Origin of the sequence: Blastococcus colisei (genome assembly GCF_006717095.1) — a bacterium.
GTDB lineage: Bacteria > Actinomycetota > Actinomycetes > Mycobacteriales > Geodermatophilaceae > Blastococcus_B > Blastococcus_B colisei.
The window spans coordinates 3,499,607-3,517,793 of sequence record NZ_VFQE01000001.1; the positions used below are offsets into that span (position 1 = coordinate 3,499,607).

Below are 18,187 nucleotides of genomic sequence, written 5' to 3' on the forward strand. Positions count from 1 at the left end.
GGCGTCAGCGGTCGCGCAGTGCGCGGAGGGCGCCCTTGCGCGCGTCCCCGGTGAGGCGGTCGAGGAACACCTTCCCGTCGAGGTGGTCGACCTCGTGCTGCAGGCAGCGCGCCATGAGGCCCTCGCCCTCGAGCCGCAGCGGCGTGCCGTCGACGTCGAAGCCCTCGGCGACGCAGTGCATCGCGCGGACCGTCGGCGCCCAGATGCCGGGCACCGACAGGCAGCCCTCGTCGCCGTCCTGGGTCTCCTCGGAACGCTCGACGATCACCGGGTTGACCATGTGCCCGATACGTCCGTCGATGTTGTAGGAGAACGCGCGCACGTTGACGCCGATCTGCGGTGCGGCCACACCGGCCCGGCCGGGGTGGTCCACGGTCTCGACCAGGTCGCGGACGAGCGCGGCCAGCCAGCCGTCGAACGCCGTCACCTCGTCGGAGGGGGTGCGCAGCACCGGGTCGCCGAGTTCGCGGATGGGGCGGATCGTCACGCGGGCAGTGTCTCAGCCCGCGCTCAGCGCCCGACGTGCCGCCCGACCAGGACCATCTCGTCGCGGTGCACGACCTCGCGGCGGTACTCCGGCGCGAGATCGCCGGTCTTCCGGCCGAGCACGGCGGGCATCTCCCGGGCGTCGTAGGCGACCAGCCCCCGGGCGACGACGACGCCGTCCGGGCCGACCAGCTCCACCGGGTCGTCGGCGAGGAAGTCGCCGGTGACGCCGGTGACGCCGGCCGCCAGCAGCGAGGCGTGCCGCTCCCGGACGGCGCGGACGGCGCCCTCGTCGAGCAGCACGCGGCCCCGCGGCCGGCTGGCGTAGCGCAGCCAGAACTGGCGGGCGCTGGGACGGCGGCCCATGGGGTCGAACAGCGTGCCCACCTGCTCCCCCGCGAGCGCCGCGGCGGCCTGCTGGGTGGAGGTGACCACGACCGGGACGCCGGCGTGGGCGGCGATGAAGGCGGCCTCCACCTTGGTCGCCATGCCCCCGGTGCCGACCCCGTTGCGCTTGGCGGTGCCGAGTACGACGGCAGCGAGATCGGCCGGCGAGGTCACGGTGTCCACGAGCTCCGCCGGGCCGATCCGGGGGTCGCCGTCGTAGACGCCCTCGACGTCGGAGAGCAGGACGAGCGCGTCGGCCTGGGCGACGTGCGCCACCAGCGCGGCGAGCCGGTCGTTGTCGCCGAACCGGATCTCCTCCGTGGCCACCGTGTCGTTCTCGTTGACGATCGGCAGCGCGCCCAGGGCCAGCAGCCGCTCCATCGTCTGGTGGGCGTTGCGGTAGTGGCTGCGGCGGGTCAGGTCGTCGGCGGTCAGCAGCACCTGGCCGACGGTGATGTCGTGCCGGGAGAACGCGTCGGCGTAGGTCTGCACCAGCCGGAGCTGGCCGACGCTGGCCGCGGCCTGCGCCGTCGCCAGGTCCCGCGGCCGCCCGTCGAGCTGCAGCGGCGCGAGACCGGCCGCGATCGCACCGGAGGAGACGAGCACGACCTCGCGTCCCGCGGCCCGCACCGCGCCGAGGACGTCGACCAGCGCCGACAGCCGCGCCGCATCCAGCCCACCGGGCAGGGTGGTCAGCGACGAGGACCCCACCTTGACGACGACGCGGCACGCGCCGGCGATCTGCGGACGCGCGGCGCTCACGGGGCGTCGTCCGGAAGATCAGCCGGCAGGTCGTCGTCGGTCCAGGTGTCGTCGCTGAGCTCGTAGGGCGTGCGTCGGGCCTTCTTGGCGGCGAGCCGTTCCTGCGCGCGGACGCGGTGCGGCGCGTCCACGCGGGAGTCGGTGCCGCGGCCGCCGAGACCGGCGGACTCCTCCACCGTCAGCGTGCCGGCGGGCAGCGTGGGCACCCAGTCGAAGGTCACGCCGCCGATGGTGACGGCGTCGCCCTCGCGAGCACCTGCCTTGGCCAGTTGCTCCTCGACGCCGAGGCGGTTGAGCCGGTCGGCGAGGAAGCCGACGGCCTCGTCGTTGGTGAAGTCGGTCTGGCGGACCCAGCGCTCCGGACGCACCCCGTGCACGACGAAGCCCTCGTCGTCCTCGGGGTCGCGCTCGACGGTGAAGCCGGAGTCGTCCACGGCCTTCGGCGTGATGGTGACCCGCGCCGGCTCCATCGTGGGCAGGCTGGCGCGGTGCGCCTCGACGTGGGCGGCGAGTGCGAAGCCGAACTCCTTCAGCCCCTCACCCGTCGCGGCGCTGACCGGGTAGACGTCCAGGCCGCGCTTCTCCAGGGAGGCGCGGACCAGGTCGACCAGCTCCCGCCCGTCGGGCACGTCGATCTTGTTGAGGACGGCGACCTGCAGCCGGCCCACGAGGTCGAGCTCGTCCCCACCGTATTCGGCGAGCTCGTGCTCGAGCGCCTCGATGTCGCTCTCCGGGTCGCGGCCGGGCTCCATCGTCGCCATGTCGACGACGTGCACCAGGACGGCGCAACGCTCGACGTGCCGGAGGAACTGCACTCCCAGGCCCTTGCCGGTGGACGCGCCGGGGATGAGGCCGGGGACGTCGGCCATCGTGTAGACGGTGTCGCCGGAGCGGATCACGCCGAGGTTGGGCACCAGAGTGGTGAACGGGTAGTCGGCGATCTTCGGCCGCGCCGCGGACATCGCGGCGACCAGCGACGACTTGCCCGCCGAGGGGAAGCCGACGAGGCCGACGTCGGCGATGCTCTTGAGCTCGATGACGGCGTCGAACGCCTCCCCCTCCTCGCCCAGCAGGGCGAAGCCGGGCGCCTTGCGGCGCGCGTTGGCCAGCGCGGCGTTGCCGAGCCCGCCCTTGCCGCCCTTCGCGAGCACCACGCGGGTGCCCGCGCCGACGAGGTCGGCGATCACCCGGCCGTCGGGGGTGGACACCACGGTGCCGGCCGGGACCTTGAGGATCCGGTCCTCGCCCCTGCCCCCGTGCCGGTTGCTGCCCTCACCGGGGCGGCCGTTGCCGGCCTTCTGGTGCGGGCGGTGGTGGAAGTCCAGCAGGGTGTGCACGCTGGGATCGACCTCGAGGACGATGTCCCCGCCGTTGCCACCGTTGCCCCCGTCGGGCCCGCCGAGGGGCTTGAACTTCTCCCGATGGACCGAGGAGACGCCGTGGCCACCGTTTCCGGCGGCGACGTGCACGACTACCCGGTCGACGAAAGCGGCCATCTCCGCCGCCTCCTACCTGCTGAGCGCCGCGAGCGCACGGGCGGACCGCCCGTGCGCTCGTCAGCGTGTGTCCGGAAGTGCTGTGTGTGAGAGTGCTCAGGCCCCGACAGCCGAGATGGAGACGGTCTTCCGTCCCCGGCGCGTGCCGAAGGTGACCGCGCCCGGCGCGAGCGCGAACAGCGTGTCGTCACTGCCGCGACCGACACCGAGACCCGGGTGGAAGTGGGTCCCGCGCTGGCGAACGATGATCTCCCCGGCCTTGACGACCTGGCCGCCGAAGCGCTTCACGCCGAGGCGCTGGGCGTTCGAGTCGCGACCGTTGCGGGACGACGAGGCGCCCTTCTTGTGTGCCATGTCGGTGTCAGCCCTTCGAGATGTCGCGGACCACGACGCTGGTCAGGGGCTGACGGTGCCCCTGCCGCTTGTGGTACCCGGTCTTGTTCTTGAACTTGTGGATGTGGATCTTCGGGCCCTTGCCGTGCTCGACGATCTCACCGGTCACCGTCACCTTGGCCAGGGCCGCGGCGTCGCTGGTGACGGTGTCGCCGTCGACCAGCAGGATGGCCGGGAGGGCCACCGTGTCACCGGCTGCGCCCTGCAGGCGGTTGATCGTGAACATGTCGCCCACGGCCACCTTGTGCTGGCTGCCACCGGCCTTCACCACTGCGTACACCACTGACTCCTCGTTCGCTTCTTCGTGTCTAGCTCTGTTCCGGCGCGCAGACCGGAGCGATCGCCGGGTGCTGGACGGGTCGCTGTCGCCTGACCCGGCGGCACCCGAAGGCGCCCGCACGGTGGCGGTGCAACCCGACCAGCGTACCCGAGCGGCACACGGCCGGTCGACACGGGCCGGTCAGGCGTTCGTCACGTCCGGAGGGCCCCCGGACGTCGTTCAGGAGACGGGCGGACCCGCCGGACGGCTGGCGGCCCGGCGGCGACGCGGACGGGAGGTCGCCTCGGCCTCTACCGGTGCCGCAACGGCCTGCTCCTCGACCACGGGCTCCTCGGCGACCGGCTCCTCGACAGCCATTCCCTGGACGGCGACGGCCTCGGCCTGCGCCGGCTCCGTGGTGGAGCCGTCAGCGGACGGCTGCTCCCCGACCGCCAGGACCTCGACCGCGTCGCTCGCCACCGGGGCCGCCTCCGTGTCGGCGGACTCCATGTCGGCGCTCTCCGTGTCGGCGCTCTCCGTGTCGGTCGCCTCGATGTCGGCGGTCGCGGCCGGCTCGGCCTCCGCGTCGTCGGCCGTGCCCGCGAGGACGGCTGCGTCCTCGGCCGCGCGCTCCTCACCGGACTGGCCACGGTTGCGACGTCCCCGGTTCCGGCGGCCGCCACTTCGGGTGCCCTCGGGAGCCTCGCCGTCCCCGGATGCGACGACGTCGGGTGCCGTCTCCTCCGACTTCTCGGCCGCCGCGACGGCGTCCTTGCCGGCGTCCTTGGCGTTGTCCCGGCCGCCGGCGCGGTCCCGGCGGCTGCTGCCGCCACCGCCGTTGCCGCTGCCGGCGTTCCCGCCTCCGCCGCCGCTGCTGCGGCGCTTCTCGTCCACCGGGTCGGTGCTGACGACGACGCCACGACCGCGGCAGTGGTCGCACGGCTCGGAGAAGACCTCGAGCAGGCCCTGGCCCACGCGCTTGCGGGTCATCTGGACCAGGCCCAGCGAGGTGACCTCGGCGACCTGGTGCTTGGTGCGGTCGCGACCCAGGCACTCGGTGAGCCGCCGCAGCACGAGGTCGCGGTTGCTCTCGAGCACCATGTCGATGAAGTCGATGACGATGATGCCGCCGATGTCGCGCAGCCGGAGCTGACGGACGATCTCCTCCGCGGCCTCCATGTTGTTGCGCGTCACCGTCTGCTCGAGGTTCCCGCCCGAGCCGACGAACTTGCCGGTGTTGACGTCGACGACGGTCATCGCCTCGGTGCGGTCGATGACCAGCGAGCCGCCCGAGGGAAGCCAGACCTTGCGGTCGAGCGCCTTGGCCAGCTGCTCGTCGATGCGCAGGTCGCGGAAGACGTCACCCTCGCCGGTGAACCGGGTCAGGCGACCGGTCAGCTCCGGGGAGACGTGCGCGACGTAGGCCTCGACGGTGTCCCAGGCGTCGTCGCCCTGGACGACGAGCTCCTTGAAGTCCTCGTTGAAGACGTCGCGGATGACGCGGATCGCGAGGTCGGGCTCGCCGTAGAGCAGCGTCGGCGCGCTCGACGTCGACTCGGCCTTCTTCTGGATGACGTCCCACTGCGCGGTCAGCCGGTTGACGTCGCGGGTGAGCTCCTCCTCCGAGGCGCCCTCCGCGGCGGTCCGGATGATCACGCCGGCGTCCTCGGGGACGATCTTCTTGAGGATGTCCTTGAGGCGCGTCCGCTCGGTGTCGGGCAGCTTGCGGCTGATGCCGGTCATCGAGCCGCCGGGCACGAAGACCAGGAACCGGCCGGGCAGGTTGATCTGCTGGGTCAGGCGGGCGCCCTTGTGCCCGATCGGGTCCTTGGTGACCTGCACGAGGACCTTGTCGCCGGACTTCATGGCGGTCTCGATCGAGCGCTGCTTGCCGGACAGGCCGGCGGCGTCCCAGTTGACCTCACCGGCGTAGAGGACGGCGTTGCGCCCCTTGCCGATGTCGACGAAGGCGGCCTCCATGCTGGGCAGCACGTTCTGCACGCGGCCGAGGTAGACGTTGCCCGCGAACGAGGTCGCGGACGCCTGGGTCACGTAGTGCTCGACCAGGACATCGTCCTCGAGGACGGCGATCTGCGTCCGCTCACCGCGCTGCCGGATGACCATCGTGCGGTCGACGGCCTCGCGGCGGGCGAGGAACTCGCTCTCGGTCAGGATCGGCGCGCGGCGGCGACCGGTGTCCCGGCCGTCCCGGCGGCGCTGGCGCTTGGCCTCCAGGCGGGTGGACCCGGCGACCCCGCGGACGTCGTCGTCGCTGGTGAGCCGGCCGTTGCGGCCGGCGCGCTCGGGACGGTCGTCGTCGTCGGAGTCCTCGCTGCGGTCCTCCCCGCCTCCCCCGCCACCGCTGCGGCGGCGGCGACGGCGCCGGCGACGGGTGCTCGAGCCACCCTCGGAGTCGTCGGACTCGGTCTCCGCGGCGTCGTCGGCGGACTCGTCGTCGTCGTCCTCGTCCTCGTCGGACTCGGTGTCGGAGGTGTCCTCCGTGGCGTCCTCGTCGCCGCTGTCCTCTCCGCTGCGGCCACGGCCACGGCCTCGGCGGCCACGGCGGCGACGCCGACTGCCGGTGCCGCTCTCGTCGCGGTCGTCGGCGTCCTCGGAGTCGGCGCCTTCCGTGTCGGTGTCCTCGACGTCCTCGCTGGACTCCTCCACGTCCGCCTGCTCGGCGGGCTTGCGGCGGGAGCGGCTGCGCCGGGGACGGGACGGGCCGGTGTCGCCCTCGGTGTCGTCACCCGCGGCCGCCGGCTCGTCTGGGGCCTCCTCGTCGGCAGGTGCGGCCTCGGGGGCCTCCGCCGGACGGCGGCTACGGCGCCGCGGGGGTGGCGGGACGTCGGTCTCGCTGGGCGCCACGAAGCTCACGAAAGCGGGGATGGCCGGCGCGGGCGCCGGGGCCTCGACGGAGTCGGGGTCGGCCGCGATGACCGAGCGGGTCGCGCGGCGCCGGGGGCGGGCGACCACGGCGGTCGGTTCCGGGGAGCTGAACGCCGTCGCGAACCGCGGCAGAGCGGGCTCCGGTTCGGGCTCGGGCTCCGGCTCGGGCTCGGCGGGCGTCTCCTCGACGGCGGTCTCCGCCGCGTCCTCCTCCGGATCGGCCGGGACCGAGGAGTCCTCGGACACGGTGGGGACCTCGGTGACCTCTGCGTCCGGGTCGGGCCCGGTCGCGGTCTCGCCGGTGGTGTCGGTGCTGTCGGTATCGGCCACGAGGGCTCGTCTCCTCATGTGCTCCCGGGCGCCGATCGGATGACTGGCGGCCGCGCAGGAGCACGGGTTGGGCGGAACGAGCCGTCGCACGGGGTACGGCGAGGGTGGCTCGTCCTGCGGAAGTCTGATGTCGGCCACCGCGCGACGGTTGCCGCGGCGGAGACCGCACTGCTGGTGGTGCCCGTCCCGGCCGGGGGCCGGTGCGGTGGTGCTGGTCTGGCTGGTCGGTCGGTGGTGCGAGGGTCTGCGTGGTCCGGACCGGCTGGCCCGGATCGGGGTGCGTCACGCCTGGCAGCCGTGGCGCTCGACGGCGCGCGGCCCCTCGGGGATCCACCGGTCAGATCGCCGCGTGCTCCCGGAGGGGGCGCGCCGCGCGGTCGGGACCGAGCGGATCGGCCACGGTCCCGGTGTCGTCGAGCCGGCCCTGCGCCTCACGCACGGCCCGGGGGGGCAACGGCGGGTGCAGGTCGGCGACGGCAGCCAGGGCGGCCAACACGTCGTCTGGTCGTACAGCGGGCGTCAGCTGCCGGACGACCATGTGCAGTATGGCACAACCTGCCTCCTCGCCCGCCGACGCGCTGGCGACCGACGCGCGCGCGTCGACGTCCTTGAGGCCGTTCTTCGTCCGCTTGGCGACGGTCACGACGTCGCGGGAGAGGAACTCCTCGACGGCCGGCCGCAGGTCCGCGAGGGCGACTCCGGGCAGCTCCACGCGCCAGACCGAGGTGTCGATGCGGTCGGCCAGTGACCCGGTCCCCTCGGCCGCCTGGACGCACTCCAGGATTGCCACCTCGTCGGGCAGCGCGGCGTCCAGCGCGGCCCGGACGGCCTCTGGGTCGCAGGCGACCGCCAGGCCGATCTCCACGTACTCGGCCTCGCTGGCGGCACCGGTGGGCGCCGCCCCGAGGTAGGAGATCTTCGGGTGCGGGCTGAAGCCGGCCGAGAACGCCATCGGCACCTGGGCGCGGCGCAGCGCCCGCTCCAGGGTGCGGGCGAGGTCGCGGTGACTCGCGAACCGGAGGCGGCCCCGCTTGGCGTAGCGGATGCGCAGTTTCTGGACGGTCGGCGGTGGGGGCGGACCGTCGGGCTGACGGGCCATCAGACGACGGTGAGCGGCAGCAGGCTGCGGCCGGTGGGGCCGATCTGGATCTCGGTGCCCATGGTCGGGCAGACGCCGCAGTCGTAGCAGGGGGTCCACCGGCAGTCGGCGACCTCCTCCTCGCTCAATGCCTCCTGCCAGTCCTCCCAGAGCCACTCCTTGTCCAGCCCGGAGTCCAGGTGGTCCCAGGGCAGGACCTCGTGCTCGGTGCGCTCGCGGGTGGTGAACCAGTCGAGGTCGACGCCGAGGGGCGCGAGCTCCTCCTCCGCCGCCGTCGTCCAGCGGTCGAACGAGAAGTGCTCGCTCCAGCCGTCGAACTTCCCGCCGTCCCGCCAGACCCGCTCGATGACCCGGCCGACGCGGCGGTCGCCGCGGGACAGCAGCCCCTCGATCACGCCGGGCTTGCCGTCGTGGTAGCGCAGGCCGATCGAGCGGCCGATGCGCCGGTCCTCGTTGATCTTCTGCCGCAGCACGCGCAGCCGGTGGTCGATGGTCTCGGCGCTGGCCTGGCTGGCCCACTGGAACGGCGTGTGCGGCTTGGGCACGAACCCGCCGATGCTGACGGTGCAGCGGATGTCCTTCTGCCCGCTGGCCTCCCGGCCGGCCTTGATCACCTCGACGGCGAGGTCGGCGATCTCCAGCACGTCCTCGTCGGTCTCGGTGGGCAGGCCGCACATGAAGTAGAGCTTCACCTGGCGCCAGCCGTTGGCGTAGGCGGTGGTGACCGTGCGGACGAGGTCGTCCTTGGACACCGTCTTGTTGATCACCCGCCGGATCCGCTCGCTGCCGCCCTCGGGGGCGAAGGTGAGGCCGGAACGCCGTCCGTTGCGGGACAGTTCGTTGGCGAGGGTGACGTTGAAGGCGTCGACACGGGTGCTCGGCAGGCTGAGGCTGACCTTGGAGTCCTCGTAGCGGTCGGCGAGTTCCTTGGCCAGCTGGCCGATCTCGGAGTGGTCGGCGCTGGACAGCGACAGCAGCCCCACCTCCTCGTAGCCGGTCGCCTTGAGGCCCTGCTCGACCATGGAGCCGATGCCCGTGATGGTCCGCTCGCGCACCGGGCGGGTGATCATCCCGGCCTGGCAGAAGCGGCAGCCGCGGGTGCAGCCGCGGAAGATCTCGACACTCATCCGCTCGTGGACTGATTCCGCCAGCGGGACGATCGGCGTCTTCGGGTAGGGCCACTCGTCGAGGTCCATGACGGTGCGCTTGCCGACCTTCGCCGGGACGTCGTCCCGCGTGCGCTGCACGCCCGCGATGGCGCCGTCCGGCCCGTAGGCGACGGCGTAGAACCGCGGCACGTAGACGCCCTCGACGCGGGCCAGGCGGGCGAGCAGCTCGACGCGGCCGCCGGGCCGCCCCTGCGCCTTCCACGCCTTGACGACGTCGGTGATGTCGCCGACGACCTGCTCGCCGTCACCCAGCACGGCGCAGTCGACGAAGTCGGCGACCGGCTCGGGGTTGAAGGCGGCGTGCCCGCCGGCGACGACGACGGGGTGGCTCTCGTCCCGGTCGACGGCGTGGATGGGAACGCCCGCCAGGTCGAGCGCCTCGAGCAGGTTGGTGTAGCCGAGCTCGGTCGCGAAGCTGACGCCGAGGAGGTCGAAGTCGCGGACCGAGCGGTGCCCGTCGACGGTGAACTGGGGGACGCCGTTCTCGCGCATCAGCGCGGCGAGGTCGGGCCAGACGGCGTACGTGCGCTCGGCGAGGGCGTCGGGGCGCTCGTTGAGCACCTCGTACAGGATCATCAGGCCCTGGTTGGGCAGCCCCACCTCGTAGGCGTCGGGGTACATCAGCGCCCAGTGGACGTCGGCGTCCTCCCAGGGCTTCACCTGCGAGTTCAGTTCACCGCCGACGTACTGGATCGGCTTCTGGATCTGAGCCAGCAGGGGCTCGAGGCGGGGGTACAGAGTCTCACCAGTCATGACCGGTCCAGGGTAGCCGCCGCTCGTCCGACGATCAGGTGTCCTGATCGATCTGGGTCCTCCCTCACGGTCGACCGCGAGGGAGGACCCCACAAGGTGAGGTAGGACGGCGCCGGCGTCAGCCCAGGTCGGGGAAGAAGAGCTTCACCTCGCGCGCGGCGGATTCTGGCGAGTCCGAGCCGTGCACGATGTTGTTCTGCACCTCGAGGGCGAAGTCGCCCCGGATGGTGCCGGGGGCGGCCTTCACCGGGTCGGTGGCGCCGGCGAGAGCGCGGAACGCCTCGATCGTGCGCGGGCCCTCGACGACCAGCGCCATCAGCGGGCCTCCGGTGATGAACTCGACGAGGTCGGCGAAGAAGGGCCGCTCGCTGTGCTCGGCGTAGTGGGTCTCGGCGGTCTCCCGGGTCAGCGTCCGCAGCTCCGCGGCGACCAGGCGCAGCCCCTTGGCTTCCAGCCGCGACAGCACCTCCCCCACGAGGCCGCGGGCGACGCCGTCGGGCTTGACCAGGACCAGAGTGCGCTCGGGCGCGGAGGTGGACACGAGCCGGGAGCCTACGTCGACCAGGTCGCCACCCGTCACGTGGCCGGATGGCACGGCACCGGGCATCTCCCCCCGACGAGGGGAACGATGTCAAGAAGCGGCCCGCGCCTGCCGATCGGGATGCCGTGACCACCCGAGCCCGCCGGACCCTGACCGTCGTCGCCACCGTCGGCGTCCTCGCGGCTGCCTCCGCCCCGGCGTCCGCCGAGACGCCGGTGAACCCCGAGGTCGAGGCCGTCCCGTCCGTCCTGCGCGCGGAGCTGTCGGCCGCCGAGGAGCAGTCGCTCTCGCAGCTGACCGAGGGCGCCGGGGTGCAGGTCGAGGCCTTCGTGGTCACGCCGGGCGGCGCGGAGATCATCACCCTCGACGCAGGCTCCGAGGCCGACGCGCACGTCGCCAGCGGATTGCTCCTGGATCAGCCGTCGGTCGAGGCGGCGAACCTCACCGTGCCGGTCTTCGCGGTCGGCGGCGCGTTGCCGCAGTACGGCAACGTGATGGTGCGCTCGGCCGAGGCCCTCGCCGAGGTCGACAACCCGCTCGCCGACGTCGTCGTCGCCGTGCTGGACACCGGGGTCAACCCGCACACCGAACTGGCCGCCGCGTTGGCGCCCGGCCAGAACTTCACCGACTCGCCCGGCGGCGCATCGGACACCAGCGACCGGCACGGGCACGGCACACACGTGGCCGGCACCGTCGGCGCCGATGCCGGCAGCCAGGTGGAGGGCGTCGCACCGGGCGTGCGGATCATGCCGGTCAAGGTCCTCGGCGACGACGGAGGGGGTTTCTCCAACTGGGCGAACTCGGGCATCGTCTACGCCGCCGACAACGGCGCCGACGTGATCAACCTGTCGCTGGGCGGCCCCGACGCGTCGGGGGTCTTCCGGTCGGCGGTCGACTACGCGCGGTCCAAGGGAGTCACGGTCATCGCCGCGGCCGGCAACGAGGGCAACTCGATCCCCCTCTACCCGGCGGCCGAGGTCGGCGTCATCGCCGTCGCCGCGGTCGACGAAGCCAAGCAGAAGGCCTTCTTCTCCAACTACGGCAGCTACGTCGACGTCGCCGCCCCGGGGGTGGGGATCACCTCCACCGACAAGTCCGGCAGCTACTCGTCCATGAGCGGGACCTCGATGGCCGCGCCGCACGTGGCCGGAGTCGCAGCGCTGGTGAAGGCGGCCGCCCCTGGCTTCACTCCCGATCAGGTCGAGCAGGTACTGATCGCCGTGGCCGAGGACCGCGGTGCCACCGGCCGCGACGACGTCTTCGGCCATGGCCTGGTCGACGCGCTGGGCGCGGTCCGGGCGGCCAACGCCATCGAGACGGGGACGCCGCCGGGCGCGCCGACGATCGGAGCGGTGACCCCGGGCGCCCGCTCGGCGGTCGTCAACTGGTCGCCGCCGACGTCGGACGGCGGGACGCCGGTCACCGCCTACACCGTGCAGACCCAGGCAGCCGGCACGCTGGTGCGCAGCGACCAGGTGGCCGCGCCGGCCACGAGCGCCACGCTGAGCGGGTTGACGACCGGCACGACCTACACGTTCTCGGTCACGGCGACCACCCTGGCGGCGACCGGCCCTGCCTCCGCGGCGAGCGAGCCGGTGGTGCCCACGGAGCCTGCGCACGTCCCGGCCACCGATGTGGTGACCTCCCACCGGCTCGGCGTGGACTCGCTGAACCTCTGGCAGATGCACGTCTCCGAGCCGCACGCCGGCTACGGCACCAGCCGGCTGGTGGAGACGCTCGACTTCGGCGGCTTCTCCTACAGCCGCTCACGTACCGTCTCCGGCTCGTTCGGCGACCTCACGTCGAGCGACGACGGCACCGCCGACCACGTCATCTGGCACGCCCAGCCCAACGGTGGCGTGCTGCTCTGGGCCATCGGCGGCGGCGGCGACACCACTCCACGGGTGCTGCAGGACCTGCGCACCGGCGGCTGGTCGTGGGCGGCCTCCACCCCGATGGCCGCCGATGTCACCGGTGACGGCCTCGATGACGTCGTCGTCCGCCACACGAACGGACCCTCCGCGTCCAACTACTGGGTCTTCCCCGCCACCGGCGGGGGCTTCGGCAGCCCCCAGCTGTGGACCCAGCTGTCCGGCGCCACGCAGCGACCGGTCGTGGCCGACGTCGACGGCGACGCCCGCGCCGATCTCGTCGTCGCCCGTCCCGCCGGTACCGGCGGCGGGCTGACATACGCGGTGCACCGCAGCACCGGTGATGCCTTCGAGTCCACCGGCCAGACCGTGTTCACCGGCCCGGTGTCCGGCGGCTGGTCGTTCGACCGCTCGCGCACGCTGGCCGGCGACGTCACCGGCGACGGACTGGTCGATCTCGTCACCGCGCACGACCAGTCCGCCGGTGGCGGCCTGCTCGTCTGGGTGCACGTCAACTGCACGGCCGGCGTCACCGCCTGCACTGAGCCGGTCCAGATCTGGCAGGACCTGCGCACCGGCGGCTGGTCGTACGCGGGGTCCCGCCAGCACATGGCCGATACCGACGGCGACGGCGACGACGACCTGATCAGCATGCATTCCCAGGGCGGCAACCCGGGCATCCTGGTCTGGCGGCACCGCAGCACGACCACCCGCCTGTCGACACCCGACGTCGTGGCCGACCTGCGCACCGGCGGGTGGACCTACGCCGTCAGCCGCGACACCACGGCCTAGGAGGAGCCGGACGACCCGTCCGCCGGCCGACCGAACGGCGAGCCGAGGAGCTCCCTGCGCACCTGCAGTAGGTACAGCCAGATGAGCACGAACGCGCCGGCGACGAACCACATCACCCCGTCGAGGAGCCCGGTGAGCAGCAGCGGCACCTGCAGGGCGGTACCCACCACCAGTCCCCGCGGTCGCCGCTGGATCCCCGCGGCCAGGACGAGGAGGACGGCCAGCACGAGCAGGTAGGTGAGGCGCCCGCCGGTGAGTCCCTCGCCGGTCTGCGCGATGCCCCGGGGCACGAACAGGGTGGCCAGTCCCTCGAGCACGAGGACGCCGGCAGCGGCACCGCCCAGAGCGCGACCCGCGCGAACCGGGTCCGGGGCCGTCATCCGCCCCGCCGGCTCAGGAGGGAGCGGGCCTCGCCCGCCGTGATCACGCTGCCGGTGACCAGCACCCCGGAGCCGCCGAGGGCGTCGTCGGGGCCCGCCTCGGCCAGCTCCATCGCCTCGCTCAGCGCATCGGGGAGGCTCGGCGAGACGCTGACCCGGTCGGCACCGAAGACGTCGACGGCCAGGGCCCCCAGCTCGTCGGCGGGCATCGCGCGCGGCGAGCTGTTCTGCGTGACCACCAGCTCCGCGCACACGTCCTCGAGCGCGGTCAGGATGCCGCTCACGTCCTTGCCGCTCACGCAGCTCACGACGCCGACCAGCCGGGTGAAGTCGAAGGACTCCTTGATGGCGTCGACCGTGGCCGCCATACCGGCCGGGTTGTGCGCGGCGTCGACCAGCACCGTCGGGCTGGTGCGCACCCGTTCCAGGCGGCCGGGCGAGCGGACGCCGGCGAAGGCCGCCCGCACCGTCTCCTGCTCGATGGGCCCGGTCGCGGCGCCCGCGCCCAGGAACGCCTCGACGGCGGCCAGCGCGGTGACGGCGTTCTGCGCCTGGTGCGCGCCGAACAGCGGGAGGAAGACCTCCTCGTACTCGCCGCCCAGGCCCTGCAGGCGCACCTGCTGCCCGCCGACGGCGACCCGCCGTTCCAGCACGCCGAACTCGGTGCCCTCGCGGGCGACCACGGCCTCGACCTCGACCGCGCGGCGGACGAGGGCGTCGAGCGCGCCCGGCTGCTGGCGGGCGAGGACGGCGATGGCGTCGGCCTTGACGATCCCCGCCTTCTCCCCCGCGATCGTCGCGACGTCGGGTCCGAGGTACTCGGCGTGGTCGAGGTCCACCGGGGTGACGACGGCGACCCGGGCGTCCGCGACATTCGTGGCGTCCCAGCTGCCGCCCATGCCGACCTCGATGACGGCGACGTCGACCGGGGCCTCGGCGAAGAGGGCGTAGGCCATGCCGACCATGACCTCGAAGAAGGAGAGCGGGTGGTCACCGGCGGCGTCCACCATCTGCACGTACGGCGCGATGTCCTCGTAGGTCTCGACGAACCGCTCGGGGCTCACCGGCTCGCCGTCCAGCACGATCCGCTCCCGGATCGACTCCAGGTGCGGGCTCGTGAACCGGCCCACCCGCAGGCCGAAGCCGCGCAGGAGCTCGTCGATCATCCGCGCCGTCGTCGTCTTGCCGTTGGTACCGGCCACCTGGATGACCGGCATCGCGCGGTGCGGCGAACCGAGCAGGTCCACCAGGGCCGTGATGCGGGTCAGCGAGGGCTCCAACCGGCTCTCGGGCCACCGGGCCAGCAGCTCGTTCTCCACCCGGGCCATGTCACCGGTGCCGCTGCCGCTCATCCTGCTCAGGATGCCAGCCCCCATGTTCCTAGACTGAGGCCCATGGTTCCCGACATCGCCGCCCCGAACGCCACCGTGCCACCGGCACCGATGGACGTAGCCCCGGCAGCGACCGTCGGCGTGCCCGAGAAGCCCACGCTGGACGGGCTCGAGGAGAAGTGGGTCGAGCACTGGGCGTCCGACGACACCTACGCCTTCGACCGTGCGGCGGCACTGGACCCGGCGACGCCGCGGGAGCGGATCCACTCGATCGACACTCCCCCGCCGACGGCCAGCGGCTCGCTGCACGTGGGCCACGTCTTCAGCTACACCCACACCGACTTCGTCGCCCGCTACCAGCGGATGCGTGGCAAGCACGTCTTCTACCCGATGGGCTGGGACGACAACGGTCTGCCCACCGAGCGGCGGGTGCAGAACTACTACGGCGTGCGCTGCGACCCTGCGCTGCCCTACGACCCGTCGTTCGAGCCGAAGGCCTTGCCGGACAAGAACCAGCTGCCCATCTCCCGCCGCAACTTCGTCGAGCTGTGCATGCGGCTGACCGAGGAGGACGAGGCGGAGTACGAGAAGCTCTGGCGCCGCGTCGGGCTCTCGGTCGACTGGTCGAACGTCTACCGGACCATCTCGGAGTCCTCCCGCGCCACGGCCCAGCGGATGTTCCTGCAGAACCTGGCCCGTGGCGAGGCCTACGCCCAGGAGGCGCCGACCCTCTGGGACGTCACCTTCCGCACCGCCGTCGCCCAGGCCGAGCTGGAGGACCGGGAGCGCCCGGGCGCCTACCACCGGATCTCCTTCCACTCCGCCGACGGCCCGGTCTTCATCGAGACCACGCGGCCAGAGCTGCTGCCGGCCTGCGTCGCGCTGGTCGCCCACCCCGACGACTCGCGATACGCAGATCTCTTCGGGAAGACGGTGCGGACGCCGCTGTTCGACGTCGAGGTGCCCGTCGTCGCGCACCGCCTCGCCGAGCCGGACAAGGGCTCCGGCATCGCGATGATCTGCACCTTCGGCGACCTCAACGACGTCACCTGGTGGCGGGAGCTGCAGCTGCCAACCCGGGCGATCGTCGGCTGGGACGGCCGGATCCTGGCCGACCCGCCGCCCGGCGTGCCCGCGCAGCCCTACGACGAGCTGGCCGGCAAGACCGTGTTCAGCGCGCAGCAGCGGATCGTCGAGCTGCTGACGGAGTCCGGCGACCTGCACGGCGAGCCGAAGCCGATCACGCATCCGGTGAAGTTCTTCGAGAAGGGCGAGCGCCCGCTGGAGATCGTCACCACGCGCCAGTGGTACATCCGCAACGGCGGTCGCGACGCCGACCTGCGCGATGCCCTGGTGGCCCGCGGCAAGGAGATCCAGTGGGTCCCCGAGCACATGCGGCACCGGTACGACAACTGGGTCGAGGGACTCAACGGCGACTGGCTGATCAGCCGCCAGCGGTTCTTCGGCGTCCCTTTCCCGGTCTGGTACTCCCTCGACGCCGAGGGCGAGCCGGACTTCGAGAACCCCCTGCTCGCCCCGGAGGCGTCGCTGCCGGTCGACCCGTCGTCCGACGTGCCCGAGGGGTACACCGAGGACCAGCGCGGCACGCCGGGCGGCTTCATGGCCGACCCCGACGTGATGGACACCTGGGCGACGTCGTCGCTGTCGCCGCAGGTCGCCTCGGGCTGGGACACCGACCCGGAGCTGTTCGCGCGTGTCTTCCCGATGGACCAGCGTCCCCAGGCGCACGACATCATCCGGACCTGGCTGTTCTCGACCGTCGTCCGCGCGCACTTCGAGCACGGCACGGTGCCGTGGACGCACGCCACCATCTCCGGCTTCGTGGTCGACCCCGACCGCAAGAAGATGTCGAAGTCGAAGGGCAACGCGACCACGCCGATCGACGTGCTGGAGCGCTACGGCACCGACGCCGTCCGCTGGCGCGCGGCCGGCGCCCGGCCCGGTGCCGACTCGCCGTTCGACGAGGCGCAGATGAAGGTCGGCCGGCGGCTGGCCATGAAGATCCTCAACATCGGCAAGTTCGTCCTCGGACTGGGCGTCGGCTCCGTCGACCTGGGCTCGGCCGTCGACCGGATCACCGAACCGATCGACCGCGGTCTGCTGGCCGGGCTCGCGGCTGTCGTCGACGAGGCGACGGCCGCGATGGAGGCCTACAACTACACCCGCGCGCTCGAGGTGGCGGAGTCCTTCTTCTGGTCGTTCTGCGACGACTACGTCGAGCTGGTGAAGTCGCGGGCCTACCGCTCGGACGCCGCGGCCGAGTCGGCGCAGGCCACGCTGGCCCTGGCGCTGGCCGTGCAGCTGCGGCTGTTCGCCCCGGTGCTGCCGTTCGTGACCGAGGAGGTCTGGTCGTGGTGGCGGTCGGGCTCGGTGCACCGCGCGTCGTGGCCGGTCGCCGCGGAGCTGCCCGCCGGAGGTGACGCCGCCGTGGTCGCGACTGCCGCGGAGGCGCTGGCCGGCGTGCGCAAGGCCAAGTCCGACGCCAAGGTCTCGATGCGGGCCGACGTCGAGACAGCGACCGTGACCGCACCGGAGGCCCAGGTGGCGATCGTGGAGGCCGCCCGGTCGGATCTGACCGACGCCGGCCGCATCGCGACGCTGTCGGTGGTGTCCGGCGACGGCCCGATGACCGTCCAGGTCGTGCTGGCCCCAGTCGAGCCGGCCGAATGAGCTTCGACTGAACGCAAGGGGGCCATTTCTTTGCGCGGAATGGCCTCCTCGCGTTCAGCCGGTCGGCTGTCCACAGGGGCGCCACGAATGGGGCATCGGATCGGTCACCCTTCGCTCCGTGCACCGGCTCCCCGAACTCCTTCCCGACGGCCTCATCGGCCGGGCAGAACTCCTGGCCTGCACCAGCCCGAGCAGCGTGAAGCGATGGCTTCGCAACGGCGCGCTGGTGCAGCTGCAGCCCGGCGTCCTCGCCCTGCCGGAACGAGCCGACGACTGGACGCTACGAGCTCGGGCGGCGAGCCGGTGGGCCGGCGGACCGGTCAGCCACGTCTCAGCGCTCGTCGCCGGCGGGCTCGCCGCTGCGAACGACGGCCCGGTGCACGTGACGGTGCCCTCGGCACGCTGCCCGAGAGGGGGCTGCGGCGTCGTGGCTCACCGGTCCGATCGGAGGTTGGTAACCGTTCGGTACGGGACACTCGAGGCGGTCGAACCCGAGCGAAGCCTGGTCGACGCTTGGGCATGGGCACACACCCCACGGCGGAACCCGCGCGCCCGTCAAGA

At 72.8% G+C, this 18,187-nt stretch carries 13 protein-coding genes; 2 read left to right on the forward strand and 11 right to left on the reverse strand.

Annotation, left to right across the window (positions count from 1 at the left end):
- Positions 1 to 4: 4 nt before the first annotated feature.
- From FHU33_RS16675 to ndk, 9 genes are all read right to left on the reverse strand, one after another.
- The gene (locus FHU33_RS16675; protein WP_142026336.1) at positions 5 to 487 is read right to left on the reverse strand and encodes a peptide deformylase; all 483 of its coding nucleotides are present in this window, start codon (positions 485 to 487) and stop codon (positions 5 to 7) included.
- 23 nt (positions 488 to 510) lie between these two features.
- Positions 511 to 1,635 (reverse strand): glutamate 5-kinase, encoded by a 1,125-nt coding sequence (proB, locus tag FHU33_RS16680; protein ID WP_142026337.1) that lies wholly within the window; start codon positions 1,633 to 1,635, stop codon positions 511 to 513.
- Positions 1,632 to 3,131 (reverse strand): GTPase ObgE, encoded by a 1,500-nt coding sequence (gene obgE / locus FHU33_RS16685; protein WP_142026338.1) that lies wholly within the window; start codon positions 3,129 to 3,131, stop codon positions 1,632 to 1,634. Before obgE ends, proB begins: the two co-directional genes overlap by 4 nt.
- Before the next feature lie 96 nt (positions 3,132 to 3,227).
- Entirely contained in the window at positions 3,228 to 3,485 is a 258-nt protein-coding gene (gene rpmA / locus FHU33_RS16690) for a 50S ribosomal protein L27 (RefSeq protein WP_142026339.1), read from the reverse strand.
- Between the two features lie 7 nt (positions 3,486 to 3,492).
- The gene (rplU, locus tag FHU33_RS16695) at positions 3,493 to 3,804 is read right to left on the reverse strand and encodes a 50S ribosomal protein L21 (protein ID WP_142026340.1); all 312 of its coding nucleotides are present in this window, start codon (positions 3,802 to 3,804) and stop codon (positions 3,493 to 3,495) included.
- Between the two features lie 219 nt (positions 3,805 to 4,023).
- On the reverse strand, positions 4,024 to 6,999 hold the full coding sequence (locus FHU33_RS16700; RefSeq protein ID WP_246063737.1) for an Rne/Rng family ribonuclease: 2,976 nt from the start codon (positions 6,997 to 6,999) through the stop codon (positions 4,024 to 4,026).
- Positions 7,000 to 7,336: 337 nt separating this feature from the next.
- Entirely contained in the window at positions 7,337 to 8,098 is a 762-nt protein-coding gene (locus FHU33_RS16705) for a TIGR03936 family radical SAM-associated protein (RefSeq protein WP_142026342.1), read from the reverse strand.
- On the reverse strand, positions 8,098 to 10,020 hold the full coding sequence (locus tag FHU33_RS16710) for a TIGR03960 family B12-binding radical SAM protein (protein ID WP_142026343.1): 1,923 nt from the start codon (positions 10,018 to 10,020) through the stop codon (positions 8,098 to 8,100). Before FHU33_RS16710 ends, FHU33_RS16705 begins: the two co-directional genes overlap by 1 nt.
- Positions 10,021 to 10,138: 118 nt before the next feature.
- Entirely contained in the window at positions 10,139 to 10,561 is a 423-nt protein-coding gene (ndk, locus tag FHU33_RS16715) for a nucleoside-diphosphate kinase (RefSeq protein ID WP_142026344.1), read from the reverse strand.
- A 125-nt stretch (positions 10,562 to 10,686) separates the two neighbouring features.
- On the opposite strand from ndk, the gene FHU33_RS16720 reads away from it, so the two are divergent.
- Positions 10,687 to 13,224 carry a S8 family serine peptidase gene (locus FHU33_RS16720; RefSeq protein WP_170182487.1) on the forward strand — a complete coding sequence of 846 codons (2,538 nt, stop codon included), beginning with the start codon at positions 10,687 to 10,689 and terminating at the stop codon, positions 13,222 to 13,224.
- Here the strand turns inward: FHU33_RS16720 and FHU33_RS16725 are convergent.
- Positions 13,221 to 13,604 (reverse strand): DUF4233 domain-containing protein, encoded by a 384-nt coding sequence (locus FHU33_RS16725; RefSeq protein WP_142026346.1) that lies wholly within the window; start codon positions 13,602 to 13,604, stop codon positions 13,221 to 13,223. The genes FHU33_RS16720 and FHU33_RS16725 overlap by 4 nt on opposite strands.
- Positions 13,601 to 14,956, reverse strand: coding sequence for a bifunctional folylpolyglutamate synthase/dihydrofolate synthase (locus FHU33_RS16730; RefSeq protein ID WP_142026347.1), 1,356 nt, complete (start codon positions 14,954 to 14,956; stop codon positions 13,601 to 13,603). Before FHU33_RS16730 ends, FHU33_RS16725 begins: the two co-directional genes overlap by 4 nt.
- A 42-nt stretch (positions 14,957 to 14,998) precedes the next feature.
- Between FHU33_RS16730 and valS the strand changes: the two genes are divergently transcribed.
- Complete coding sequence (valS, locus tag FHU33_RS16735; RefSeq protein WP_246063739.1) at positions 14,999 to 17,626, forward strand: valine--tRNA ligase; 2,628 nt, start codon at positions 14,999 to 15,001, stop codon at positions 17,624 to 17,626.
- Positions 17,627 to 18,187 lie beyond the last annotated feature (561 nt).

Excerpts from the sequence above, each read along its gene's own strand:
- obgE (WP_142026338.1), bottom strand. The coding sequence starts at position 3,131 with ATGGCCGCTTTCGTCGACCGGGTAGTCGTGCACGTCGCCGCCGGAAAC.
- rpmA (WP_142026339.1), bottom strand. The coding sequence starts at position 3,485 with ATGGCACACAAGAAGGGCGCCTCGTCGTCCCGCAACGGTCGCGACTCG.
- FHU33_RS16705 (WP_142026342.1), bottom strand. The coding sequence starts at position 8,098 with ATGGCCCGTCAGCCCGACGGTCCGCCCCCACCGCCGACCGTCCAGAAA.
- FHU33_RS16710 (WP_142026343.1), bottom strand. The coding sequence starts at position 10,020 with ATGACTGGTGAGACTCTGTACCCCCGCCTCGAGCCCCTGCTGGCTCAG.
- FHU33_RS16725 (WP_142026346.1), bottom strand. The coding sequence starts at position 13,604 with ATGACGGCCCCGGACCCGGTTCGCGCGGGTCGCGCTCTGGGCGGTGCC.
- FHU33_RS16730 (WP_142026347.1), bottom strand. The coding sequence starts at position 14,956 with ATGAGCGGCAGCGGCACCGGTGACATGGCCCGGGTGGAGAACGAGCTG.
- valS (WP_246063739.1), top strand. The coding sequence starts at position 14,999 with ATGGTTCCCGACATCGCCGCCCCGAACGCCACCGTGCCACCGGCACCG.